The organism is Streptomyces sp. NRRL WC-3626 (assembly GCF_000718785.1).
GTDB lineage: Bacteria > Actinomycetota > Actinomycetes > Streptomycetales > Streptomycetaceae > Streptomyces > Streptomyces edwardsiae.
In genome coordinates, this window is sequence record NZ_JOCA01000021.1 from 52,797 (window position 1) to 77,051 (window position 24,255).

At 71.7% G+C, this 24,255-nt stretch carries 19 protein-coding genes; 9 read left to right on the top strand and 10 right to left on the bottom strand.

The features are described 5' to 3' along the window. The first annotated feature begins 213 nt into the window (after nt 1-213). Together IF28_RS0127110 and IF28_RS0127115 are read left to right on the top strand one after the other, a co-directional pair. Nucleotides 214-1,143 carry a 5'-3' exonuclease gene (locus tag IF28_RS0127110; RefSeq protein WP_234325355.1) on the top strand — a complete coding sequence of 310 codons (930 nt, stop codon included), beginning with the start codon at nt 214-216 and terminating at the stop codon, nt 1,141-1,143. 59 nt (nt 1,144-1,202) lie between these two features. Beyond that, nucleotides 1,203-2,048 carry a siderophore-interacting protein gene (locus IF28_RS0127115; RefSeq protein WP_030225295.1) on the top strand — a complete coding sequence of 282 codons (846 nt, stop codon included), beginning with the start codon at nt 1,203-1,205 and terminating at the stop codon, nt 2,046-2,048. A gap of 93 nt (nt 2,049-2,141) precedes the next feature. Here the strand turns inward: IF28_RS0127115 and IF28_RS0127120 are convergent, their stop codons facing one another. Continuing rightward, nucleotides 2,142-2,747, bottom strand: coding sequence for a class I SAM-dependent methyltransferase (locus IF28_RS0127120; protein ID WP_030225297.1), 606 nt, complete (start codon nt 2,745-2,747; stop codon nt 2,142-2,144). A gap of 297 nt (nt 2,748-3,044) precedes the next feature. Between IF28_RS0127120 and IF28_RS0127125 the strand changes: the two genes are divergently transcribed. Beyond that, nucleotides 3,045-3,725, top strand: a complete 681-nt coding sequence (locus IF28_RS0127125) for a response regulator transcription factor (RefSeq protein WP_030225299.1) — start codon at nt 3,045-3,047, stop codon at nt 3,723-3,725. After that, nucleotides 3,722-5,050 carry a sensor histidine kinase gene (locus IF28_RS0127130; RefSeq protein ID WP_234325352.1) on the top strand — a complete coding sequence of 443 codons (1,329 nt, stop codon included), beginning with the start codon at nt 3,722-3,724 and terminating at the stop codon, nt 5,048-5,050. The genes IF28_RS0127125 and IF28_RS0127130 overlap by 4 nt, the downstream gene beginning before the upstream one ends. Here IF28_RS0127130 and IF28_RS0127135 read toward each other — a convergent pair. Further along, nucleotides 4,956-6,473, bottom strand: coding sequence for an aromatic amino acid ammonia-lyase (locus tag IF28_RS0127135; RefSeq protein ID WP_030225304.1), 1,518 nt, complete (start codon nt 6,471-6,473; stop codon nt 4,956-4,958). The genes IF28_RS0127130 and IF28_RS0127135 overlap by 95 nt on opposite strands. Before the next feature lie 62 nt (nt 6,474-6,535). On the opposite strand from IF28_RS0127135, the gene IF28_RS0127140 reads away from it, so the two are divergent. The 4 genes from IF28_RS0127140 (at nt 6,536) to IF28_RS0127155 (ending at nt 12,225) form a co-directional block, all read left to right on the top strand. Next, the gene (locus IF28_RS0127140; protein ID WP_030225307.1) at nt 6,536-8,110 is read left to right on the top strand and encodes an NAD(P)-binding domain-containing protein; all 1,575 of its coding nucleotides are present in this window, start codon (nt 6,536-6,538) and stop codon (nt 8,108-8,110) included. Beyond that, a complete protein-coding gene (locus IF28_RS39975; RefSeq protein WP_030225309.1) occupies nt 8,107-9,177 on the top strand; it encodes an alpha-hydroxy acid oxidase in 1,071 nt (356 codons plus the stop codon). Before IF28_RS0127140 ends, IF28_RS39975 begins: the two co-directional genes overlap by 4 nt. Next, nucleotides 9,171-10,541 (top strand): cytochrome P450, encoded by a 1,371-nt coding sequence (locus IF28_RS0127150; protein ID WP_030225311.1) that lies wholly within the window; start codon nt 9,171-9,173, stop codon nt 10,539-10,541. Before IF28_RS39975 ends, IF28_RS0127150 begins: the two co-directional genes overlap by 7 nt. A gap of 109 nt (nt 10,542-10,650) precedes the next feature. Then, the gene (locus IF28_RS0127155) at nt 10,651-12,225 is read left to right on the top strand and encodes an MFS transporter (RefSeq protein ID WP_037894114.1); all 1,575 of its coding nucleotides are present in this window, start codon (nt 10,651-10,653) and stop codon (nt 12,223-12,225) included. An 87-nt stretch (nt 12,226-12,312) separates the two neighbouring features. On the opposite strand, the gene IF28_RS0127160 is transcribed toward IF28_RS0127155, so the two are convergent. After that, nucleotides 12,313-13,761, bottom strand: coding sequence for a class I adenylate-forming enzyme family protein (locus IF28_RS0127160; protein ID WP_030225320.1), 1,449 nt, complete (start codon nt 13,759-13,761; stop codon nt 12,313-12,315). Further along, entirely contained in the window at nt 13,754-15,298 is a 1,545-nt protein-coding gene (locus IF28_RS0127165) for an NAD(P)-binding domain-containing protein (RefSeq protein ID WP_030225321.1), read from the bottom strand. The genes IF28_RS0127160 and IF28_RS0127165 overlap by 8 nt, the downstream gene beginning before the upstream one ends. A gap of 243 nt (nt 15,299-15,541) precedes the next feature. Between IF28_RS0127165 and IF28_RS0127170 the strand changes: the two genes are divergently transcribed. Further along, nucleotides 15,542-16,498, top strand: a complete 957-nt coding sequence (locus tag IF28_RS0127170; protein WP_030225322.1) for an RluA family pseudouridine synthase — start codon at nt 15,542-15,544, stop codon at nt 16,496-16,498. Here the strand turns inward: IF28_RS0127170 and IF28_RS0127175 are convergent. From IF28_RS0127175 to IF28_RS0127200, 6 genes are all read right to left on the bottom strand, one after another. Further along, complete coding sequence (locus IF28_RS0127175) at nt 16,492-17,988, bottom strand: cytochrome P450 (protein ID WP_030225325.1); 1,497 nt, start codon at nt 17,986-17,988, stop codon at nt 16,492-16,494. The genes IF28_RS0127170 and IF28_RS0127175 overlap by 7 nt on opposite strands. 54 nt (nt 17,989-18,042) lie before the next feature. Next, nucleotides 18,043-18,663, bottom strand: a complete 621-nt coding sequence (locus tag IF28_RS0127180; protein ID WP_030225330.1) for a GTP-binding protein — start codon at nt 18,661-18,663, stop codon at nt 18,043-18,045. Further along, complete coding sequence (locus IF28_RS0127185; RefSeq protein WP_030225332.1) at nt 18,644-19,054, bottom strand: DUF742 domain-containing protein; 411 nt, start codon at nt 19,052-19,054, stop codon at nt 18,644-18,646. Before IF28_RS0127185 ends, IF28_RS0127180 begins: the two co-directional genes overlap by 20 nt. After that, nucleotides 19,051-19,458, bottom strand: a complete 408-nt coding sequence (locus IF28_RS0127190; RefSeq protein ID WP_030225334.1) for a roadblock/LC7 domain-containing protein — start codon at nt 19,456-19,458, stop codon at nt 19,051-19,053. Before IF28_RS0127190 ends, IF28_RS0127185 begins: the two co-directional genes overlap by 4 nt. Further along, nucleotides 19,455-21,032: an ATP-binding protein gene (locus tag IF28_RS0127195; protein WP_030225336.1), complete on the bottom strand. Its 1,578-nt coding sequence runs from the start codon at nt 21,030-21,032 to the stop codon at nt 19,455-19,457. The genes IF28_RS0127190 and IF28_RS0127195 overlap by 4 nt, the downstream gene beginning before the upstream one ends. Nucleotides 21,033-21,437: 405 nt before the next feature. Then, a complete protein-coding gene (locus IF28_RS0127200; RefSeq protein WP_030225339.1) occupies nt 21,438-24,251 on the bottom strand; it encodes a DEAD/DEAH box helicase in 2,814 nt (937 codons plus the stop codon). Between the last annotated feature and the right edge of the window lie 4 nt (nt 24,252-24,255).

The following is a 24,255-nucleotide window of genomic DNA, read 5'->3' on the forward strand; positions in this document are numbered from 1 at the left end:
CGCTCCGTGGCCGCGCCTCCCCGGTTTCCCTTGACGCAAACGGGTTCGTGCGCCGCCTCACACTGGTCGCGCTGGGCGCAACAGGTTGCATCTGCCGCTTTCGCGGACGGTCGTGCCGCTCGGCCGGCGCGGCGGCACCCCGTGGGCGCAGGGCCGCGAGACCCGCCGCCGGCCCGCACCGACTCGCTCGCGTTGTCAGCCCGGTGCGGCATGATGCGCAACGTGACCGGACGACTCATGCTCCTAGACACCGCCTCCCTCTACTTCCGCGCCTACTTCGGCGTCCCCGACTCCGTCAGGGCCCCCGACGGCACCCCGGTGAACGCCGTCCGCGGACTGCTCGAGTTCATCGACCGCCTGGTCAAGGACCACCGCCCGGACCACCTCGTCGCCTGCATGGACGCCGACTGGCGCCCGCACTGGCGGGTGGAGCTGATTCCCTCCTACAAGGCGCACCGCGTCGCCGAGGAGCGCCCCTCGGGCCCGGACGAGGAGGAGGTCCCCGACACCCTGTCCCCCCAGGTCCCGGTCATCGAGAGCGTGCTCGACGCGATCGGCATCGCCCGGGTCGGAGTCGCCGAGTACGAGGCCGACGACGTGATCGGCACGTTCACCGGCCGCGCGACCGGCCCGGTCGACATCGTCACCGGCGACCGCGACCTGTACCAGCTGGTGGACGACGGCCGCGCGGTGCGCGTCCTGTACCCGCTCAAGGGCGTCGGCACGCTCCAGATCACCGACGAGGCCCTGCTGCGCGAGAAGTATGGGGTGGACGGCAAGGGGTACGCGGACCTCGCGCTGCTGCGCGGTGACCCGAGTGACGGCCTGCCGGGCGTACCGGGCATCGGGGAGAAGACCGCGGCCAAGCTGCTGGCCGAGTTCGGCGACCTGGCCGGGATCCTCGCGGCCGTGGACGACCGGCAGGCCAGGCTCACGCCGTCGCAGCGCAAGCGTCTGGACGAGGCGCGGCCGTATCTCGCGGTCGCCCCCAAGGTCGTCCGGGTCGCGGACGACGTCCCGCTCCCGGACGTCGACACGGCACTGCCCCGCGGGCCGCGCGACCCGGCCGCGGTGCAGGCGCTGGCGGCCCGCTGGGGACTGGGCGGCTCGCTGCAGCGGCTGCTGACCACGCTGTCGGTGTGAGCCACAGACCCGAGGTGCTAACTTAGGTAACCCTAACTGTGGTAGCTGGGAGGCTCCTCATGGCAGAGCGACCGGGACGCGCCCCGCGCGCGCCGCACACCGCCGAGGTCGTCCGCACCGAGCGGCTGACCCCGCACATGCAGCGTGTCGTGCTCGGTGGTGAGGGACTCTCCGACTTCTCGGCGGACACCTGCACCGATCATTACGTCAAGCTGCTGTTCCCGGCGGGGGGCGCGACGTATCCGGAGCCGTTCGATCTCCAGCGCGTCCGGGAGGAGTTCCCTCGCGAGCAGTGGCCGGTGACCCGGACGTACACGGTGCGGCAGTGGGACGCGGTGCACCGTGAGATGACGCTGGACTTCGTCATCCACGGCGACGAGGGGCTGGCCGGGCCGTGGGCGGCGAACGTCCGGCCGGGTGAGCTCGTCCGCTTCATCGGCCCCGGCGGTGCGTACGCCCCCGACCCGGCCGCGGACTGGCATCTGCTGGCCGGCGACGAGAGCGCGCTGCCGGCGATCGCGCGTTCGCTGGAGGCGCTGCCGGACGGTGCGAGGGCGTTCGCCTTCGTGGAGATCTCCGGTCCGGAGGAGGAGCAGAAGATCGACTCGGACGTGGAGGTCCGCTGGCTGCACCGCGGTGGCCGCCCGGTCGGCGAGGCACTGGTGGAAGCCGTCCGGGGTCTCGACTTCCCGGAGGGCCGGGTACACGCCTTCGTCCACGGCGAGGCCCACTGCGTCAAGGCCCTGCGCCAACTGCTCCGGGTCGAACGCGCCATCCCCCGCGAGGACCTGTCCATCTCGGGCTACTGGCGCCTGGGCCACAACGAGGACGGCTGGCAGGCCTCGAAGCGCGACTGGAACGCCCGAATCGAAGCAGAACAGGAACCCACACCCCCGCCCGCCTGACCGGTCGGGATGCCGGTCAGGTGTGCCCGCCGTAGCACGGGGCCGGGTCCCCGCAGGCGGGCGGCCCGGCGACCGGGACGTACGGCTCCGTCCTCACCGACTGTGGACGCTGACGGCGTAGCCGCCGCCGTCGTAAGGATCGGCGTCCCAGGTGGCGAAGCGGTCGACGAGGGTGAGGCCGGCCGCGGCGCAGCAGTCGTCGTACTCCGGCAGCGTGAGGCCGGGCGGCACGGGCAGGTGTGCTTCGTCCAGGCCGAAGCCCGCGACCAGCAGGCCGCCCGGACGCAGGGCGGCGGACAGGTTCTCGAGCACGGTGGTCTCGGTGCCGGGAGCGAGCAGCGGGAAGATATTGCCTGCGGCGACGACGAGATCGAAGTCCGGGGTGATGCCGAGCGGGACCGGCTCGAACTCCGCCAGATCATGCTGGAACCAGGGCAGTCCGGGTGCCTGCTTCCGTGCCACCGCCAGCATCGACGCGTCGAGATCCACCCCGACACAGTCGTATCCCAGCTCCGCGAGCCGGATCATGACCCGCCCGGTACCGCATCCTGCGTCCAGCACCCGTGCTCCGGCAGGCACGAGCGCGGCGCAGAACCGCGCCTCCCCATGCACGTCCTCGCCGCTACGGGCCAGGGCCGCGAACCGTGCGGCGTAGTCCTCTCCGGACGTCTTCCCGGCCAACTCGGTCCAGCGGTTCATGAGGCCGAGTGTAGACCGGCCGGGTGGCCGCTCGAGGGAGCGGCCGGACCAGCGGTGCCGAGAACCGCCGCGGGGAAGGGCACCGCGCTGTCCACGCGCTTCCTCAGGGCGCGCCCCGGCACCACCGGCAGCACGGCGACGGAGGGGGCGGCAGGCCGGGGCGGTCCCGGCGTACGGGAAGAGGCCCGGGACGCCGGCCTCGCGTCCTCGGCCGGTACGAGGCGTCGCCCGTCCGGGAACCCCCTTCCGGGCACGGGCGTTGACAGGAGTTGCGGGGAGAGCGAGGGGAGGACGACTGTGACACAGGGACACTCACGGGATCCTTGGCGGCTGCTGTTGGTCGACGACGACCGGGAACTGGCCGACATGCTCTCCGGCGTACTGCGGGAGGAGGGGTACGCGGTCGACATCGCGCCCGACGGGCAGCGCGGCCTGCATCTCGGCCTCTCCCGGCGGTACGACGTGCTCGTCGTCGACCGGCGTCTGCCGGCACTCGACGGCCTCGACCTCCTGAGACGGTTACGGTCCCGCACCGTCCGCACGCCGGTCTTGCTGCTGACCGCGATGGGTGCGGTGCACGACCGGGTGGACGGGCTGGACGCCGGCGCCGACGACTACCTCGCCAAGCCGTTCGAGCTCGACGAACTGAGCGCCCGATTACGGGCGTTGTGCCGACGGGCGCTCGACACCACCGATGTGCTCAGAATCGGATCGGGGCGTCTGCATGTGGGACGCCGGGAGGTCGAGCTGGCCAGCGGCGAGCAGGTCGCCCTCGCCGCCCGGGAGTTCGCGTTACTGTGGGCGCTCGCCTCGCGTCCGGCGATCGTGCACTCGCGGGCGGAGCTGCGCCGGCTGGTGTTCCAGGAGGCGCCCGCGTCCTCCATCGTCGACACCTACGTCTACTACCTCCGCCGCAAGCTCGGCCGGCAGATCGTGCGCACGGTCCGCGGTCTCGGCTACCGCCTGGGGCGGTTGTGAGGCCGCCGCCCGCCGAGTGGGCGGCGGTGCGCCGGGCGCGTCTGCGGATCGCCGTGATCACCGGGACGATCATCACGCTGCTGATCACGGTCGTCGGCGGCATCTCGCACACCGTGATGGTGCGGGCGCAGAACGATCAGGTGTGGCGTGAGCTGCGCTACGGCGCGGGCTATGGCGATCTTACCAGCCCTCCGGTGTGCACCTGGCTGTACGCACCCGGCACCACCCCCCTGTCCAACGCACCGGACGGATTCCCGTTGCGCGCCGACGTGAGCCGGGTGCGCGTCACCGGCGAGGCCGTGGAGCGCACCGTGGAGCGCAACCACACCGTCTACAGGGTGCGTACGCAGGTCAGGGCGGACGGGGACGTGGTGCAGGCGGTGTTCGACATGCGCTTCCAGCTGGCCGACCGCAACCATCTGTGGTTCGCACTGGGTGTGGCCGAACTGGTGGGACTGCTCGCCGCCGCCGTCACCGGGGCGCTCCTCGGGCGACGGGCCGTGGCCCCTCTGGCGGAGGCCCTCACCCGGCAGCATCAGTTCGTCACGGACGCCAGTCACGAGCTGCGCACCCCCATCACCCAGATGCACACGCGGGCGCAGGTGCTGGCCCGGCAAGCGGCCGACCAGGATCTGCCGGTCCCGCATCGCGACGGGCTGGCCCGGCTGGTCGCCTCGGCCGGCCGGCTCGGCGAGGTGCTCGACGACCTGCTGCTGTCCGCGAGCCTCGCGGCAGGCCCGGCACGGCGGCCGGAACGCCGACCGGTCGATCTGGTCGCGCTGGCCCGGACCGTGGTGGCGGAGGAGGCGGACCGGGCGCGGGCCCGTCGTCTCACCGTCGTCGTGGACGGACCTCCACATCCCCTCCTCGTCGACGGCATAGAGTCCGCGCTGCGCCGCGCCGCCGGTGAGCTGCTGTCCAACGCGATCAGCCACAGCCCGGCCGGGGGGCGGATCGAGGTGACGCTGTCGCGCTCCGCCGGCATGGCCGTACTGACCGTCACGGACTCCGGGCCCGGGTTCGAACCGGCGACGGTCGAGCAGCTGTTCCAGCGGTTCCACCGCGGCGACGGCGGACGGTACGGGCTGGGGCTCGCGCTGCTGCGGGAGGTCGTCACGCACCATCGGGGCACGGTCGCCGCCACCGGCCGTCCGGGCCACGGCGCCCGGTTCGTCATCCGGCTGCCGGAGTACGGGCCCCTGCCCGGCGTCCCGGCCCCCGCGGGTCCGGTCACGGCAGCTCGCGTGCGGCGAGCAGGCGTGCCGCGGCGCGGACGTCCGCGTCCAGCGGACGATCCGGCTCGACCGGGGGGATCACCTCGATGAGGGCGTCGAGGAGTTCCGCGCAGCGCGGCGCGGTGGGGCGGCGGGCGCCGACGTGGACGGCCTGGCGCAGACCGAGCGCGAGCGAGCCGGCCAGCAGGCCGAGGAGCTCCGCCATGTCGAAGGAGCGCAGGGCGGCCTGGGTGCCGAACGGTACGACGTCCTGGTTGTGCAGGTTCGTCGGCAGGCTCTGCATGCCTGCCGGTGTCGCGTTGCGGCGGATCTCCGCGACGAAGGCGGTGCCGGCCAGCTGGACGCCCTGGAGACCGTGCTGCAGGCCCGGTGCGGTGGCGAGCATCGGCGGCAGCCCTCCGTTGCGTGCCGGATCCGTCAGCAGGTCGAGCTGGCGTTCGGCGAGGTTGCCCAGCTGGGCGGTGACGGAGGCGAGCAGGTCGGCCGCGAACGCGGCGGGCTGCCCGAAGAAGTTCCCGCCATGCACCACCTTCCCGTTCTCCGCGTCGTCGTCGGGGAAGAACAGCGGGTTGTCGCTGACACCGCCGAGATCCGCGGCGACCACACCGTCGACGTAGCGCAGCGCGTCCTCGGCGGCGCCGAGCAACTGCGGGGCGCAGCGGATGCTGTACGGCTCCTGCAGCGGCCGGGTGCCGGAGGGGACGATGCCGGCGAGCGTCTCCCGCATCCGCGCGCCGGCGTCGACCGCTCCGGTGTGGCCGTAGACGCGCAGCAGGTCTCCGTCGAGGAAACCCGGCTCGCAGCCGAGCGTGTCGGCCAGCAGACAGGTGAGGGCCATGAGTGAGCGGTGCGCGGTGCGGACGGTGTCGCGGGCGAGTGCCAGCGCGGCGGTGGTGACGGAGGTGCCGTTGACGAGGGCCAGCGCGTCGCGGCCGTCCAGTGCGAGCGGGCGGAGCCCGGCGGCGGTCAGTGCCTCAGCGGCCGGCATGCGGCGGCCGTCCACGTAGGCGTGCCCCCGCCCGCGCAGTGCCTGGGTGGCGTAGGCGAGCGGGATCAGGTCGCCGCTTGCGCCGACAGAGCCGTAGCGGGGGACCGCGGGCGAGAACGTCGTGGCGAACATCGCGGCGAGCCGGTCGACGACCTCCGTGGACACGCCGGAGAACCCCTGGGCGAGGGACCAGGTGCGCAGCAGGAGGGCGGCACGGCTGATCTCGTGCGGCAGGTCCGGTCCCTGACCGGCCCCGAGGTGGGCCAGGGTGTTGTCGCACTGATCCGCCTCGTCGGGGCGTCCGGCGTACCCCACGAGTGCGCCGAATCCGGTGGTGGCGCCGTAGATCCTGGGGGGTTCGCCACCGCCGTCACCGTGCCGCAGGCCGTGCAGGAACCGGCGGCCGCGGCCCAGCCGCGCCCGGACCTCGGCGTCCACGCCGACGGTGAGCGGCGTCGCGGCGCGGCGCAGAGCGGCGGGGTCCAGGGGGCCGGTGAGTGAGACCGTGTCCGTAGGGGTGAGCACGTCCGGAAACGTAGCCGGGGAATCTCAGAGCGCTCTGAATTCCGGTGACTAGCTTCCGGAGCATGACCCATGACTACCTGATCATCGGTGCGGGGCCCGCGGGACTCCAGCTTGCCGCCTTGCTCGAGCGGGACGGCGCGGACTACGTCGTTCTGGAGCGCGGCAGTGGTCCGGGTACGTTCTTCACGCGGTTCCCCCGGCACCGCTATCTGATCTCGAACAACAAGGTGCACACGGGGTACGACGATCCGGAGCTGCGGCTGCGGATGGACTGGAACTCCCTGCTGAGCGACGACCCGGAGCTGCTGTTCACCCGGTACAGTCCCCGCTACTTCCCGCCGGCCGACGACCTGGTGCGCTACCTGTCGGACTTCGCCTCCCGGACCGGGGTGCGCGTACTTTACGACACCACCGTCGAGAAGGTCTCCCGCGACTCCGGGGGGTTCACCGTCACCGACCACACGGGAAGGACGTGGCGGGCACGGCGTCTGGTGGCCGCCACCGGAGTGCCCGTACCGAACCTGCCGTCGATCCCGGGCATCGAGCTCGCCGAACGCTACGACACGATCGACACCGATCCGAAGTCCTTCACCGATCAGCGTGTGCTCATCATCGGCCGGGGCAACTCCGCCTTCGAGACGGCCGAGAACCTGATGGAGACCGCGGCGGTCATCCACGTGGTCGGCTCGGGCTCGCTGAAGATGGCCTGGCGGACGCACTATGTGGGACACCTGCGCGCGGTCTACAACAACTTTCTGGACAGCTACCAGCTGAAGTCGCAGAACGCTCTCCTCGACGGCCGGGTACTCGCGATCAGACGTGAGCCGGACGGTTTTCACGTGCCGGTCTCCTTCGAGCGGGTCGACGAGGTGGTCAAGGAGATCCGCTACGACCGGGTGATCGTCGCGACCGGCTTCCGGTTCGACGGCTCGGTCTTCGACGACACCTGCACGCCGGAGCTGATCGTCGACGGCCGCTTCCCGGAGCTGACGCCTCTCGGCGAGTCGGTCAACGTGCCCGGCCTGTACTTCGCGGGGACGCTGATGCAGGGCCGCGACTTCGGAAAAGCCACGACCGGCTTCATCCACGGCTTCCGCTACACGGTGCGGGCGCTGCACCGCGGACTGCGGCAGCGCCACGACAAGGTGCCCTGGCCGACGACGGTCCTCGGCCGGGCCATGGAGCGGGCCGTCGACACGGTGATCGCCCGCGTCAACCGGTCCTCCGCGCTGTGGCAGCAGTTCGCCGTCCTCGGTGACCTGCTGCTCCTCGACCCGGACGGCACACTGCGCTACGCCGAGGAGGTGCCGGTCGCCCATGTGCCGGGCGCCGTGGGCGCCGGGGACTTCGGTGAGGTGGACGCCTACGCGGTGATCACGCTGGAGTACGGGGAGGACCACGACCGGGTGGACCCCTTCGACGTCACCGCGGGCCGCAAGTCCCAGCAGGACGTGTCGGGCCTGGACGGACGCTATCTGCACCCGGTCGTCCGCTGGTACCGGGGCGGCGAGTTCGTCGCCGAGCACCACCTCGCCGAGAACCTGGAGAACGAGTGGGACAGCGAGGACGTCCACCGCGCCCCGCTGGACGCCTTTCTCACCACGCACCGGAGCCCGGCCGCCCCGGTGGCGCCGTGACGCTCCGGGAACTGCACGACAGCGCACGGAAGGCACTGGATCCGACGCGCTACGACTACGTGGCGGGCGGCGCGGGCGAGGAACGCGTCCTCGCCGGCAACGAGAAGGCGTTCGCCCGGTACGCGCTGCTGCCGAGGGTGCTGAGCGGCGGCGAGACGCGGGACACCGCCGTCGATCTGCCGGGGGCCCGGCAGGCGGCGCCGGTGATCGTCGCACCGACCGCCTTCCACCGGCTGGCGCACCCGGACGGGGAGCGGGCCACCGCCCGTGCCGCCGCGGCCGAGGGCGCCGTCCTGGTGACGGGGACCACCGCGACCACCGCGGTCCTCGACGTCGTCGCCGCGGCGCGCGAAACGGCGCCCGACCCTGCCGTGTGGTTCCAGCTGTATCTGCACCCCCGCCGGGAGGTCACCGGGGCCCTCGTCCGGCGCGCCGAGGAGGCGGGCTGCACGGCGCTGGTGGTCACCGTCGACTCGCCGGTGTTCGGCCGGCACACCAGAGACCTGCGCAACGGGTTCACCGACCTGCCGCCCGGATTCGCCGCGGAGAACATGCGCGACCTGCCCGGCGCCGAGCCGGGCGCGCTCACCGCCATCCCCATGTCCCCGGCGGTGCGCTGGCCGGACTTCGCCGAGTCCCTGCGCGGCACCTCGCTTCCCGTGCTGATCAAGGGGGTACTGCATCCGGACGACGCACGCCTGGCCGTCGAGCACGGTGCGGCCGGGGTGATCGTCTCCAACCACGGGGGCCGCCAGTGCGACGCGGTCCCGGCAGCCGTGGACTGCCTGCCCGCCGTCGCCGAGGCGGTCGCGGGCCGTGTGCCGGTGCTGCTCGACGGAGGGGTGCGCCGGGGCAGCGACGTCGCGGTGGCGCTCGCGCTGGGCGCGAGCGCCGTCGGCGTGGGACGCCCGGTGGTATGGGGTCTGGCGGCCGAGGGGGAGACGGGGGTACGTCGGGTCCTGGCGACACTCTGCGACGAGTACGACCACACGCTCGCCCTGTGCGGCGGGCGCCGGAACGCCGATCTCACGGTCGACATGGTCGTACGGAACGGGGGACCGTGGTGAGGAACCGGACGGGGACGGAGGCATGGTGGCTGCCGCGCGCCGTAGTGGCGCTGCGGGTACGCATCTTCGAGAAGGTCAACGGCGACCGGGTGGTGACCCTGCCCGACGCCGCCCACGGGCCGGAGGTGTTCGAGCGGGTCTACGCCCACCCGGCCGCGAACGGACGGAGCGAGGGGGCGGGCCTGTCCGACCTGTTCTGGTACTGGCTGGCGCCGGGGCCCGAGGTGCACCAGGAGCACCTGGAGCCCGGCGAACGCTACGAGGACGTCGCCGCGACAACGCGGCGCATCCTGGCCGGGAACTCGGCCGAGCTCACGACGGCGGCCGCCCGCGCCGTCGCCGGTGCGCTGGACACGCTGCCGGACACACGGATCAGCCTCGTACGGCTGCGGGACCTGATGATGCCCGCGTGGGCCGAGTTCTGTTACGAGCTGGTCTTCCGGGAGCCGTGTCCGCCCCGTGCCCGGGATCTGATCACCGCTCACGCCGATGACGTGATCACCGCGCTGAAGTGCACCGGTCTGCGCCATCCCCGGCGCCGGGCCCGGCTGACCGTTTATCTGCGGGACCGGGTCGCGGCCGGCCACGTTCCGCACCGGCTGCCCGCCTCCCTGTCGGTGCCGGAACAGGTGCACTACCTGCAAGGGACCTTCTTCAACACGGCGGTCGTGCAACTGTCCGAGGCGACCGCGCACGTCCTGCTCGCCCTCGCCCGCCACCCGCGGGTGCAGCAGCGCCTGGCCGCCGGTCCCGAGGACGACCGGTACCTGACGCGGGTGCTCGACGAGACGATGCGGCTGTACCCGTTGTTCGGCATCGCCCACCGCATCACCACGGGTGAGATCCCACTCGACGCGACGACGGTGCTGCCGGCCGGCTCCGTGGTGTGCTTCAGCTACCCCGGCTACCACGCCACCGGGTACGAACGGCCCGACGTGTTCGACCCGGACCGCTGGACCCGCCTGACCGCCAAGGACGTTCATCACATCCCGTACGGCGTGGCGGCGAACCGTCCCTGTCCGGCCTGGCGGATCTCGCCGCTCGTGCTGCGGGCCGCGGTCCGCGAGGTGCTGGGCCGCTTCCGGCTGGACTCGACGGCCGCGCACACCCGCTCCAATCCGCACCGGGCGCCGTGTCTGCTGATTCCGCGCGGCCTGCCTGCCGAGCCCCGCCGCCTGCGCGCGTTGCGGAGCTTCGTCCGGCTGCGGGACGGTTTGGAGGACGTCACCCGCGGCGTACGCCAGCTGGTGCTCGGCACGGTCATGGTCCTGCACGCCCGCCGACTGCGTCCGGCGGCACGGTACTTCGCCGAGCAGCGGGCAGGACGCTGTCCGGTCCCCCACCCGGGACGGGGGAACGGATGACCCGCACGGAGCCCGGCCCCGCGTCGCTTCCGGCAGTCGTGGCGATCCCGGCCGGCTTCCGGTTCCGCGGCGATCCGCGTCCGATCTTCTACAGGGTGGAGAACCGGCCTTGCCCGCGCAACCAGCTTCGCTGATACCCCGGCCCACGCTGTTCTGGACCGGCGTCGCTCTCACGTGCGCCGGAGTCGGCCAGCACGTGTGGATGTTCGTCGACTCCGCGTCCATGGACTTCCACATGGCCATGATGGGCATGTCGGGGGTGATGTGGGCCGCCATGGCCGCCATCGTCGTGGGCGTGCTGCTCTCCGGGTTCGCGGTCGTGCAGCCTCCCGGAGCAGGTCCCGCGGCCACCCCCGCTCCGGCCCGGACGACCCGGGCGAACCGGCGCAGCCTCATCGCCGTGCTGAGCTTCGCGCTGATGGTGGACCAGATGAAGCCGGCCACCCTGGCGTTCATCCAGCCCGGCATGCGTGCCGAATTCCATCTCAGCGCCGCCGAGATCTCGTGGTTGCCCACCGTGGCGCTCAGCGGCACGGTAGTGGGATCACTGGTGGGGGGCCGTGCCGCGGACCGCATCGGGCGCAGGGCGACGGTCCTCATCGCGTCCCTTCTCTTCCTCGGTACGACGGTGTGCGGTGCCATGCCGACGTACGGCGGCATCCTGGTCATGTGCGCTCTGATGGGGATGGCGGCCGGAGGCATGCTGCCCGTCGTCTACGCCCTGATGACCGAGAGTCTGCCGCCCGGCCGGCGCGCGGCCGTCATGGTGCTCCAGGCCGGGCTCACCACCACGGGGGGCTACATGGCGGCCGCCGGACTGGCCGCGGTGCTGATCCCGCTGACCGGGTGGCGCGTTCTGTGGTTCGCCCAGCTTCCGCTGGTCCTGATCCTGATCGCGCTGAACCGGTGGATCCCGGAATCGGCTGCCTTCACGGCAGCCCGGCGGTCACAGGCCGGGCGCGTCCCCGCCTCCACCCTGTTCAAACGCCCTCAGACAGCCAAGACGCTGGTGGTCAGCGGATACGCACTGGCCTGGGGCCTCGTCTACTGGGGCTTCATCACCTTCCTGCCCAGTCAGTTGGAGGCCTCGGGCGAGAAGGGCATGTCCGCCGCCACGCTGCTGTTCATCTCGTCGCTGTTGTCCATCCCCACCTGCGTCGTGGCCGCGTGGCTCTACATGCGCTGGTCGGCGAAGGGCACCATGGTCGTCTACGCGGCCCTGACCGTCGCGGCGCTGCTCGTTCTGGCCGCCGTCGGAATGGACGGCAGCCGGCCTGTCCTGCTGACCGCGGTGATCCTGCTGTTCGCCGGAACCGCCGGTGTCATCGCGCTCATCGGCCCCTACACGGCCGAGATCTACCCCATGGCCATCCGGGGGACCGCCGGCGGTTGGGCCGCGGCGGTCGGCAAGTCGGGCGGAGCCTTCGGGCCCCCTCTCATCGCCCTGGTCCTCTCCGCGCCGGGAGGCATGCGCACTGCTGCGGTCCTCGCCGCTCTCCCCATGGCCGTGGCGGGCGGAGCCGTCGCCTTCCGCGGGAGCGACCCGGGGGCCGCCGCCCAGCGCCCCGAAGACGCCAGGCTGAACGCCGAACTCGACGATCTGATAAGGGGTGAGGCTCTTCCCGCCGAGCGGACCACGCCGACGGCGCCCGCAGCGGGCGGGGACGGCACGGCGGCGCCATGAACGGCGTCACCGGAACGGGCCGTGTCCCGCCCTCGCGGTTCACGCGAGGGCGGGACACGGCCCGGGACGGGGCTCCGGCCGGGCCCGCTAACCCCCGGCCGCGAGACGCCGTTTGTCGGGTTTCCCGGCAGCCGTGAGCGGTACCTCGCCGATGAGGGTGAGCCGGGTCGGAGCGCATGCCTCACCCAGGTCCGCTGCCACCAGCGCGCGCAGTTCGCCGAGGTCCGGGGTGTGACCGGCCGCGGGTACGACGAAGGCGTGGACGGCCTCGCCCGTACTGTCGTCGGGCACGGCGACGACGTACGCCTCGGCCACCGCGGGATGCCCGGCGAGCAGCCGCTCGACGGGCCCGGCGTAGTACACGTTGGCGTTGACGATGATCACGTCGCGGATCCGTCCCGTGAGCCACAGCCGGCCCGACGCGTCGAGATGGCCGAGGTCGCGGGTCCGCACCCATCCGCCGGAGAACACCTCCGCCGTGAGGGCGGGCTCCCGCCAGTAGCAGGAGCTCTGCGCCGGGGTACGGACGAAGAGTTCGCCGTCGGTCCCCTGCCGGACCGGGCGGCCGGAGGCGTCGCGGATCTCCAGTGCGACGGGCGGCACCCCGAGGGAGCCTGCCGGCTCCTCCGGGGTCGCCATGGAGATCATGCCGGTCTCGGTCTGTCCGTAGCCGTGGAAGACGACCGGGCCGAGCACCTCGACGGCCTCCCGCAGCCGTCCCGGCTCCAGCGGTGACCCCGACACCATCAGCGCGCGGAGACCACCGAGGTCCACCGGCGACTCGCGCTGGTCCGCCACGAGTCTCGCCAACCGGGCGACCGTCACGACACTCGCGGTCGCCCGGTGCCGCACCAGGGCGTCGGGAAAGTCCGGTGGGTCGGCGGTGACCAGGGTGCCGCCGGCGGCGAGTGCCAGCAACCCGTACTCCATCATCACCTGGCTGGCCAGGGTGCCGAACACCAGGAACCGGTCCATGCGCCCCGCGAGTCGACGGACGGCGGGCGGCCAGGCGTCCGGCCGGTGCGCCCAGCCCGCGGTCATCGCCGCGTAGGTCTGAGCGCACGCCTTGGGTACGCCGGTGCTGCCGCTGGTGTGCAGGAGCCGGGCGACGTCCTCGGGCCGTGCCAGGACCCCTGGCCGGACACCGTCATCCTCCGCCGACAGCAGGCTGTCGAGCGTGAGGAGGGTTCCGGGCCCACGGGCGCCGGGACCGTCCGACCGGTCGGTGACCCGTACACCGGCGTCCCGCAGAAGGTGCTCCCGCTGCCGCCCGGTCAGGCCGGGCCGCACCCCGACGACGCGAGCCCCGACGACATGGGCGGCGATGATCGCGGCGAACTCCCGGGGCCCCGCCCCCAGCAGCATGGCGACCCCGTCGCCGGGCCCGACACCGTGCTGCCGCATGCCGTTCACCGCGCGCCGCACCATGCCGAGGAGCCCGGCTCCCGACACCTCCCGGCCGGCGTGCTCGAACACCGTACGGTCACCCGCCGCGTCGAGAAGGTCGAGTACGCCGCCCGGGAACTGCTCAGCCAAGGCTTTCCCTCACGAACGTGGTGAGCGGCTGCCGGTGGACCGCCGTCAGGTTCCATTCGTTCTCCAGATTCTCCGCCAGGTGGTGGGTCCCGGCGAGTACGCCGTCCCGGTAGTGGCGGACGACGGGATGGAGATACGTGGAGTCCGCGGCGTGCTCGACGTCGTTCTCGAGCACGCGCGGGACACCGACGTCGAACGGGTCGGTCCGGTCGTGTTCGGGTCCGTACTCCAGGTCGGCGACGAACCGGTGCGGGGCGGGCCCGAGACCGCCGTCGGTGATGTAGTCGAGCGGGACCTCCTCCTGGTACACGGCGTGGTCGCCGTCCACGCCGACCACGTCACCGAGGAACCCGAACTGCTGCCACAGGCCCGACGAGCGGTTGACGCGGCCGATGAGGGCGTCGGCGATCGCCTCCGGCGTCGCGGTGAACGTCCGGGCCGGCCAGGGGGTGCCGAGATGGCGAGCGCCCAGGATGCGGTGCAGGGCACGGGTGGCGTAGCGGAAACCGTGGATGAAGCCGTTGGTGGACTTCTTGAAGTCCCGCTGCTGCATCAGGGTCCCGGCGAAGTACAGGTCCGGTACGTTGACCGACTCGAAGGACGAGGTCTGTCCGGGGAACCGGTCGTTGATGACGAGCGCGGGGCGGCAGGTTTCGTCGAAGACGGACGCGTCGAAGCGGAAGCCGGTGCATGCGATGATCCGGTCGTAGTGCAGTTCGCGCAGCGGTTCCTCGGTCCGCGCGTAGCGGAGCATCACCCGGAAGCCGCCGCTCGCCGACTTCTCGATACTCTCCACGGTGCCGTCGAGTACCGCGTTCTGCGACTTGAGCTGGTAGGTGTCCAGGAAATTGTTGTTCACCGCGCGCAGATGCCCGAGGTAGTGGGTCTTCCAGGCGAGTCTGACCGAGTGCGGGCCGGCGACGTGGATCACCGCGGCCTTCTCGATGAGCCCGTCGGCGGTTTCGAACGCGGAGTTCCCCTTGCCGATGACCAGCACCCGCTGGTTGGTGAAGGATGCCGGGTCGGGGTCGAAGGTGTCGTACCTCTCGGCGTGTTCGATACCCGGGACGGGAGGCTCGTAGAGCCGGGAGACGCCGGTCGCCATGACGAGCCGCTTGGCCCGCCAGGTGCGTCCCTCGTCGTCGCGGACGGAGAAGACGCCGTCCGCGCGGGAGACCTGGACGACCTCCGTCCCGTACTCGGCGCGCACCCCGGTGCGTGCCGCGAAGTCGGCCAGGTAGCGCACCAGGTCGTCCGCCGGCGGGAAGTAGCGCTCGCTGTACCGGGTGAAGAGCAGCTCCGGGTCGTCGCTGAGCAGCGAGTTCCAGTCCATGCGCAGGTTGAGTTCCGGGTCCGTGAAACCCGTGTTCACCTTGTTGGTCGATATCAGCCGCCGATGACGGGGATACCGGGTGAAGAACGTGCCCGGTCCTCTCCCTCGCTCCAGGACGACGTAGTCGCGCCCGTCGCGTTCCAGCAGAGCGGCGAGTTGAAGTCCGGCCGGCCCGGCCCCGATGATGAGATAGTCGCGCACCATGCGCCGGACGGTAGCGACGCCACATCAGAGGGCTCTGAGATTCGGCGGCCCGCACGGCGCCGCCGGCGCGCACACCAGCGGGCAACGTGGGAGACGGCCTGGCGGGTGAACGGCTGCGCCCGTGCTTGGAGCAGACCGCCGCACCAGACCGAGGCGGAACCGGCACACGCGGTACGCCACGGAAAGCCGCCGTGGTCCGCCGGACGGCCCGTGCGCGGGGCGGCGCCCGTACGCTTGCCCGATGTGAGACGCAGACGGCCGATCCCGCCCTCCCCCCTGCCGCAGCGCGACGGTGTCGACCCGGTACGGGTCCGGCTGCCCGCCGGGGGACAGTGGGCTACGGTACGGGAGCACCTGGCGCAGCGGCTCTCAGCCGCCGGCCCCGGAGTCGTGGACGCGATGTTCGCCGCGGGCCTGATCGTCGGGGCGGACGGACGGGCCGTACCGGCGGACACCCCGTACGCACCCGGCATGTTCCTTTGGTTCCACCGCGAGCTGCCCGCCGAGGTACCCGTGCCGTTCCCGCTGGAGGTCGTCCACCAAGACGAGCACATCGTCGTCGTCGACAAACCCCACTTCCTCGCCACCACCCCCCGCGGCAGCCACATCACCCAGACCGCCCTCACCCGCCTCCGCCACGAGCTGGGCATCCCGGAACTCGGCGCCGCGCACCGCCTCGACCGGCTCACCGCCGGCCTGGTGCTGTTCATCGTCCGGCCAAAGGAGCGCGGCGCCTACCAGACCCTGTTCCGCGACCGCCTGGTGCGCAAGGAGTACGAGGCCGTCGCCCCGTACGACCCGGCGCTCGCACTCCCCCGCACCGTACGCAGCCGGATCGTGAAGGAGCGCGGGGTGCTCACCGCCGAGGAGGTCGAGGGCGAGCCCAACGCCGAGACCCTGGTCGACATCGCCGCCCACCGCGCGGACGGTCCGGCCCGGTACCGGCTCGTACCCGGAACCGGCCAGACCCACCAGCTGCGGGTGCACATGAACGCGCTCGGCCTGCCGATCCTCGGCGACCCGCTGTATCCCGAGGTCACCCCGCCCGTCCCGGCCGGTGACTTCCGGCGCCCGCTGCAACTCCTCGCACGGAGAATGGAGTTCACCGACCCGGTGACCGGGGTGGAGCACCGCTTCGTCAGCGGACGGGAACTCGCGGCCTGGACGTCGTACGACGACTGGGCGGCGGCCGGTCAGTAGCCGCGCCACCAGCGCAGCAACCGCTGCCAGGCGCCCCGCGGCTCAGGCCGCGTCGGCGGCGGGGGCGGGGGCACCGGCATCGGCATCTGCGCGGGCGCCTCCACGCGGGGCGCGGGGGCCGCGTCCGGCCGGCTCACCCCAATGTGCCAGTCCTGCCGCGGTGGCGCGTCGTTCTCGTGGCTCGGCCGCTGCAGCACGTCCTGCTGCGGCCGGGGGATGAAGTTGACGGGCAGCTCCACGAGATGCCGGGACGCGATGGACTCGGTGAAGCGCAACTCCGACTCCGGCACGCTCAGTTCGACATCGGGCAGCCGCATCAGCAGCGCGTCGACGCCGACTTCCGCGATGACACGGCCGATGTCCTGCCCGGGACACTCGTGCGTGCCTCCGCCGAAGGCGAGGTGCGAGCGGTTGCCCATCATGTCGGCGGTCGGGTCGGGACGTACCCGCGGATCGACGTTGGCCGGTGCGGGCGCGAAGAGCAGTCCGTCGCCCTTGCGGATGCGCTGCCCGCCGAGCTCGGTCTCCTGCTTGGCGTAGTAGGCGAAGATGGTGCTGAACGGCGGTTCGTCCCAGAGCAGTTGCTCCACCGCCTGGGGCACGGTCATCTGCCCGCCGTTGAGCTGGGAGCGGAAGCGGGGGTCGATCAGCACCTGGCGCAGCACATTGGCGAGGAGGTTGGCCGTGGCCTCGTAGGCGGCGATGAGGACCACCCGGAGGTGCTGCGCGATCTCCTCGTCGGTCAGCCCGGCCGGGTGCCTGGTGAGGTGGCCGGTGAAGTCGTCCAGCGGTTCGGCCCGGCTGCGGGCGGTGAGGCGCTGCAGGGCGTCCATGATGTAGGCGTTGCTGGCGATCGCGGTCTCGGTGCCCCGGAGCATGTCGCGGGCCGCCTCGACGATCCGGTCGTTGTACTCGTCGGGCATGCCGAGGACATGGCACATCACGGCCATCGGCAGATGCTCGGCGTACTGGCCGACCAGTTCGGCCTCGCCCGCCTCGCAGAACCGGTTGACGACGCGCTGCACACTGCGGTTGACGTGCCGGCGCAGGCCCCGGAAGTCGGTGGCCGCCACCGCGACGTCGATGGCGCCGCGCAGCCTCCGGTGTTCGTCTCCCTCGGCGTGGGCGCACATCGGCTGCCAGGCGATGTGCGGCATCAGCGGGTGGTCCGGCTTGACCAGGCCGTCGCCGAGCGCGGACCAGATGCGGCTGTCCTTGCAGAAGTGCGCGGGGCTGCGCAGCAGTTGCTGGCTCTCGGCGTGGCCGAGGACCACCCACAGTGGTACGTCGTCGTGGATCAGCACGGGCGCCACCGGGCCGTGCTCGGCCCGCAGTTCCTCGTACAGCTTCTTCAGGTCCGGCGACTCATGGAGCCGGCTCAGCCCTCCGGGACCCCGGCCGTGCGCGGGACAGCCGGGGGGCGGGGCGGGCCGGGAGGAGTCCGCGCCGGCCGGGGAGTCTCCCGTCAGGGGGTTCGATTCAGTCGTCACAGTGGTCGCTCCGGAGGGAAGAACGGGGGGCTGGGGAGGGGACGGATCCCGGGGTCAGGTGAGCGAACCCGTCATGGCGAGCGAGTGCAGGAACCGCATCAGGGTCATCAGGACGTCACGGCTGGAGGCGCGGCGCCGCACATCGCACTCCAGGATGGGGACCCGCTCGGACAGATCGAGGGCGGACCGCAGGTCGGCGATGGGGTAGCGGGGGGCGTCGGGGAAGGAGTTGACGGCGACGACGAACGGCACTCCGCGTTCCTCGAGCCGCCCCATGACATCGAAGCTGACCTCGAGGCGGCGGGTGTCGACCAGGACGACGGCGCCGAGCGCGCCCTCGAACAGCCCGTTCCAGAGGAACCAGAAGCGTTCCTGGCCGGGGGTGCCGAACAGGTACAGCACCAGCTGGTCCGTGATCTTGATCCGGCCGAAGTCCATGGCGACGGTGGTGGCCGTCTTGGACGCGGAGCCGAAGTTGTCGTCGACCCCGACGCCGGCCTGGGTCATGGTCTCCTCGGTGGTCAGCGGTTTGATCTCGCTGACCGAGCCGACCATGGTCGTCTTGCCGACCCCGAACCCGCCCACGATCACGATCTTCACCGCGGCCTGTGCCGTCTGCGGCAGCTGGTCCTCGGCGCGGGGGCCCGGGATGGTCTCAGAGCCTTTGAAGTCCATGCATCACCGCTTCGAGAAGGGAACGGTCCGGGAGCGCCTCGCGGACGATCGGGAAGCGCGCCTGGACCAGTTCCGCCGCCAGCATGTCGGTGAGCAGCACGGTCACCACGCCGAACGGCAGGCTGAGATAGGCCGACAGTTCGGCCACGGACAGGGGGGCGGCACAGAGCCGGAGCAGCGCCGCCTGCTCGGGAGTGGCGGAGGGCGGGGGGTCCGGGGAACCGGCCACGATGAGCGTGACGAGATCGAGGTCCGCCCGTTCGCCGTCCGGTCCGGCGACCACGTACAGCCGCTCCGGGTTGCCGCCGCCCTCCTTCTTCCTGGCCGGTTCGGCCGGCTTCGGGGAGGGTGCGGCCCGGGGGAAGCGCCTCTGGCGTTGCGGAGGAGTCATACGGTCTGCCCGTTCCGTCGGGGCGGGCTGGTCAGATGGGCGCCGATACGGACGACGAGGTCGCGCATCATGCCGCCCATGCGGCCCGGCTCGCAGGTCATGTCGGAGAGCACCGCGAGATAGGCGTTGGCGCCGGCCGCCATGAGATAGAAGTAGCCCTCGTTGATCTCGATGAGGACCATCTTCATCTCGCCGTTGCCGTAAGGGAGTTCCTGGGCGACGGCCCCGGCGAGGCTCTGTACGCCCGCGCAGGCGGCGGCGACCCGGTCGGCGGCGTCGGGCTCGCCGCCGTAGCGGGCGATGCGCAGGCCGTCGGCGGAGAGCACCACGATCATCTCGACGCCGGGTACGCCGTCGGCGAGCTCCTTGAGCATCCAGTCGAAGTTGGCTCGTTGCTGGATCACTTGAGGTCCCCCTCGTCATCGGCCTCGGTGCGGGCCGGTTCGTTGATGAGATGCAGGTAGGCGGTCGGGTTCCGGGTGAAGTCGGTGGTGGGGACGTCCGGGTCGAGGCCCTTGCGCATGCCCTCCCAGAAGGCGTCGACCCACAGGCCGGGTTCGCGGTCGTCCTGCTTCTTCTCGGGCTCGGGCCTGGCCCAGATGTCGTGGTACTCCTCGCCCCGTTCCCTGGCCTCCCGCTCGGCCCGTTCGGCGGCCGCCTGCTCGGCGTAGCGCTGGTGGATCGGGGTCTTCACCCGGCTGCGGCGCTGCGGCAGCCCGCCCGCGGTCCACTCGGTGACCTCGGGGACGTCGTCCTCCATGGACACCGTCTCGGGGATGCGGGGGCTGGTGGGGCGGCGCTTCTTGGGGGTGCGCTCCGGTCCCGGGAGGGCGTCGACCGGGCGGGGCACGGCGGTGGCGCCGATGCCGTGGGCGAGGCCGACGCCGGGCTCGTCGGTGAGCATCTCGCTGGGCACGATGAGGACGGCGCGGACACCGCCGTAGGCGGAGGCGCGCAGTGAGACCTTCATGTCGAAGGCGGTGCAGAGGCGGCCGACGACGGCGAGGCCGAGGCGCGGGTTCTCCGTGATCTCCTGGAGGTCGGTGCCCTTCTGGGCCTGCTCGAGGATGCCCTCGATACGGGCGCGGGCCTGCTCGTCGAGGCTGACGCCGGCGTCCTCGATCTCGATGGCGACGCCGGTCTGCACCTCGGTGGCGGTGACGCTCACCTTGCTGGTCGGCGGCGAGTAGCGGGTGCCGTTGTCGAGGATCTCGGCGGCGGCGTGGATGACCGGCTCGACGTAGATGCCCTTGATGTTGACCTTGGCGATCGACTTCAGGTCGATGCGGCGGTATTCGAGGATGCGGGACATGGCGCCGCGCAGCACGCTGTAGAGCGCGACGGGCATGGGCCACTGGCGTCCGGGGCGGCCGCCGCCGAGGACGGAGATGGAGTCGGCGAGGCGGCCGATCAGCGCGGTGCCGTGGTCGATGCGCAGCAGGTCGTCGAAGACCTCGGGGTTGCGGCCGTGGTCCTCCTCCATCTCGCGGAGTTCGTTGGCCTGCTGGTGGACGATCGCCTGGACGCGGCGGGCGATGCTGACGAAGGAACGCTGGGCGGAGTCGCGCAGGTTCTCCTCGTCGTCGATGATCTTGAGGATCGTGCGCAGCAGGTCGATCTGGTACTTGGGCAGATCGCGCCAGGCGGGGTTGAGCTGCGGCAGGCCGCGGATGACTTCGTCGGGGTCGTTCCCGCTGTGCAGGAAGTCCAGGGCCGCGGGGACGACCCGCTGGGTGAAGTACTGCGTCTCCGTGTCATGGGCGGCGATCCGGGATTCCAGATACGCACGGTGACGGTCGTACTCGGCCTGCGACTCCCGCAGTACCCGGCCGCGGCGTACCGCCTCGGTCGCGGCGACGGTCACCAGCAGGGTCGCGACGGCGCCGCACACGCCGACGGCGATCCGGGCGGGCTCCGTCACCAGGGCGACGGCGGCTCCGGTCGCCGCGGCCATCACTATGGCCGGCAGCAACAACACGCGTGCGTGGGAAAGTTGGACACTCGCCATGTGAGCCCTCTGAAACGAATCGACTGATGGTCGGGGAACATGCACATAGGGGAACAAGCGCACGAATTCATCTCAACTCGGTGCGCTGCGGGCGAGCTTAGTCCGACGGGATCATCGCCATGTCATATTCCGCAAGTGCCGGAAACGACCCCTGGGGCAGGAGTACGCTCGGGTCGTTTGCACGCTGCGCGGCCGTTCGAACGCAGTGCGTCACGGCGTTCGGGCGTACGAAAACCACTCACCGTAATGAGTGAGAAGGGCGGCGGGCCTCCCTGATCCTGCCCGCCGAACGGGGCGTTGACGCTCCGGGAACGGCGGAAGCCCGGCGCGCACCTGGCGCACCGGGCTTCGAAGTCTCCTTCGTCCGGGCGGTGTTCAGCCCACGGACGAGTAGGCGACCACCCCGCGCAGCAGTCCGTCGACCGCCTTGCGGGCGTTCTTGGCGACCGTCGAACCGTCGCCGGTGGGTGCCGCCGCCGAGATCTGGCCGAGCACGTCGATGACCTGCTTGCACCAGCGCACGAAGTCACCGGCCGGCATCTCCGCCTCGCGCAGCACTTCGTCAAGGCCCTTGCCCGAGGCCCACGTGTAGGCGGCCCAGGCGAAGCCGAGGTCGGGCTCGCGCTGGCCGACACCCTCCGTCTGACTGATCCGGAAGTCCTCCTCCAGGGCGTCCAGGCGCCCCCAGATCCGGACCATCTCGCCGAGCGCCGCCTTCGCCCCGCCCGACGGCAGCTTGGGCGCCATCGCGTCGTCGGCGACCCGGGCCTCGTACACCAGGGCCGAGACGCACGCGGCGAGTTCGGCGGGGGCGAGCCCCTCCCACACGCCCTCGCGCAGGCATTCGCTGGCCAGCAGGTCGAGTTCGCCGTACAGCCGCGCCAGCCGCTTGCCGTGTTCGGTGACCTCGTCGCCACGCAGATAGTCCATCTCGGTCAGCAGCGCGACGATACGGTCGAAGGTCCGGGCGATGGTGTTCGTCCGGCCCTCGATGCGCCGCTCCAACTGCGAGGTGTCGCGCAGCAGCCGGTGGTGGCGTTCGGCCCAGCGGGCGTGGTCCTCACGGTCCTGGCAGCCGTGGCACGGGTGCGCCCGCAGTGCCTTGCGCAGCCGCGCGATCTCCCGGTCGTCGGCCGCCTGGGAACGCTTCTTGCGGTGCCGGTCCGGGGAGATGTGCCCGGCCTTGGTGCGCAGCGCGGAGGCGAGGTCCCTGCGGGACTGCGGGGAGCGCGCGTTGAAGGACTTCGGGATCCGCATCCGCTCCAGCGCCTCGACCGGCACCGGGAAGTCGATCGACGCCAGCCGCTTCACCTGCCGCTCGGCGGTCAGCACCAGCGGGCGCGGACCGTCGGAGTACTCGTAACCGCGGTGGCCGTCGGTCCGCCCCGCGGGCAGACCGGGGTCGAGGACCAGCGCCAGCCCCGCGTACTTTCCGGTGGGTACGTGGATGACGTCACCGGGTTTGAGCTTCTCCAGCGCGACGGCGGCCTCCGCACGCCGCTGCACGGCGCCCTGGCGGGCCAGTTCGTTCTCCCGGTCCTTGAGTTCACGGCGCAGCCGCGCGTACTCGTCGAAGTCGCCGAGATGGCAGGTCATGGAGGCCTTGTAGCCCTCGAGGCCCTCCTCGTTGCGCTGCACCTGCCGGGAGATGCCGACGACCGACTTGTCCGCCTGGAACTGCGCGAACGACGTCTCGAGGAGCTCGCGCGAACGGTGCCGGCCGAACTGCTCGACCAGGTTGACCGCCATGTTGTACGACGGCTTGAAGCTGGACCGCAGCGGATAGGTGCGGGTACCGGCCAGTCCCGCCAGATGGTCGGGGTTCATGGCGCGCTGCCACAGCACGACCGCGTGGCCTTCGACGTCGATGCCGCGGCGGCCGGCCCGGCCGGTCAGCTGGGTGTACTCGCCGGGGGTGATGTCGGCGTGCTGCTCGCCGTTCCACTTGACGAGCTTCTCCAGGACCACCGAGCGGGCGGGCATGTTGATACCCAGGGCGAGGGTCTCGGTCGCGAACACGGCCTTCACCAGGCCGCGGACGAAGAGTTCCTCGACGACCTCCTTGAACGTCGGCAGCATTCCCGCGTGATGGGCGGCGATGCCGCGCTCCAGGCCCTCCAGCCACTCGTAGTAGCCGAGGACGTGCAGATCCTCGGCCGGGATGGCGGCCGTGCGCTCCTCGACCAGGGAGCGGACCCGTGCCCGCGCCTCGTCGTCGTTGAGTCTGAGGCCCGCGTACAGGCACTGCTGCACGGCGGCCTCGCAGCCGGCGCGGCTGAAGATGAAGGTGATCGCGGGCAGCAGGCCCTCGGCGTCGAGCCGCTCGATGACCTCGGGACGGCTCGGCGTCCACACGCGCGAGCGCTGTCTGCGCTCCCGCTCCCGGTCGGCCTCGCGCACATTGCCCCGCCCGCGCTTGCGGTCCCCCCAGGACGGGCGGCTCGCCTCCAGGCGGGCCATGCGCGTGAGGTCCGGGTTGACGGCCTTCTTGCGGCCCTCCCCCTCCTCGAACAGGTCGTATATCCGGCGGCCCGCGAGCACGTGCTGGAACAGCGGCACCGGCCGGTGCTCGGAGACGATCACCTGGGTGTCACCGCGGACGGTGTCCAGCCAGTCGCCGAACTCCTCCGCGTTCGACACCGTCGCCGACAGTGACACCAGGGTCACGGACTCGGGGAGGTGGATGATCACTTCCTCCCAGACGGCGCCGCGGAAGCGGTCGGAGAGGTAGTGCACCTCGTCCATCACCACGTAGCCGAGGCCGAGGAGGGTCTGCGAACCGGCGTACAGCATGTTCCGCAGCACCTCGGTGGTCATCACGACCACCGGGGCACCGGAGTTGACGCTGTTGTCGCCGGTGAGCAGGCCCACCCGCTCCGCGCCGTAGCGGCGGCACAGGTCGGCGTACTTCTGGTTCGACAGCGCCTTGATGGGTGTCGTGTAGAAGCACTTCTTGCCCTGCTGGAGGGCGAGATGGACGGCGAACTCGCCGACGATCGTCTTGCCGGAGCCGGTGGGCGCGGCGACCAGGACGCCCTTCCCCGACTCGAGCGCCTGGCAGGACTCGATCTGGAAGGGGTCGAGGCCGAAGTCGTACATCTCGCGGAATGAGGCGAGCGCGGTGGCCTGCTCGGCAGCGCGCATGCGTGCTGCCGCGTACCGCTCGGCCGGTGAGAGGTCCTCTGTCATCGTG

Bases quoted from the DNA above. Each gene is read 5' to 3' on its own strand.
- IF28_RS0127110 (WP_234325355.1), top strand. From the start codon at position 214: ATGCGCAACGTGACCGGACGACTCATGCTCCTAGACACCGCCTCCCTC.
- IF28_RS0127115 (WP_030225295.1), top strand. From the start codon at position 1,203: ATGGCAGAGCGACCGGGACGCGCCCCGCGCGCGCCGCACACCGCCGAG.
- IF28_RS0127120 (WP_030225297.1), bottom strand. From the start codon at position 2,747: ATGAACCGCTGGACCGAGTTGGCCGGGAAGACGTCCGGAGAGGACTAC.
- IF28_RS0127140 (WP_030225307.1), top strand. From the start codon at position 6,536: ATGACCCATGACTACCTGATCATCGGTGCGGGGCCCGCGGGACTCCAG.
- IF28_RS0127165 (WP_030225321.1), bottom strand. From the start codon at position 15,298: ATGGTGCGCGACTATCTCATCATCGGGGCCGGGCCGGCCGGACTTCAA.
- IF28_RS0127180 (WP_030225330.1), bottom strand. From the start codon at position 18,663: ATGGACTTCAAAGGCTCTGAGACCATCCCGGGCCCCCGCGCCGAGGAC.
- IF28_RS0127185 (WP_030225332.1), bottom strand. From the start codon at position 19,054: ATGACTCCTCCGCAACGCCAGAGGCGCTTCCCCCGGGCCGCACCCTCC.
- IF28_RS0127200 (WP_030225339.1), bottom strand. From the start codon at position 24,251: ATGACAGAGGACCTCTCACCGGCCGAGCGGTACGCGGCAGCACGCATG.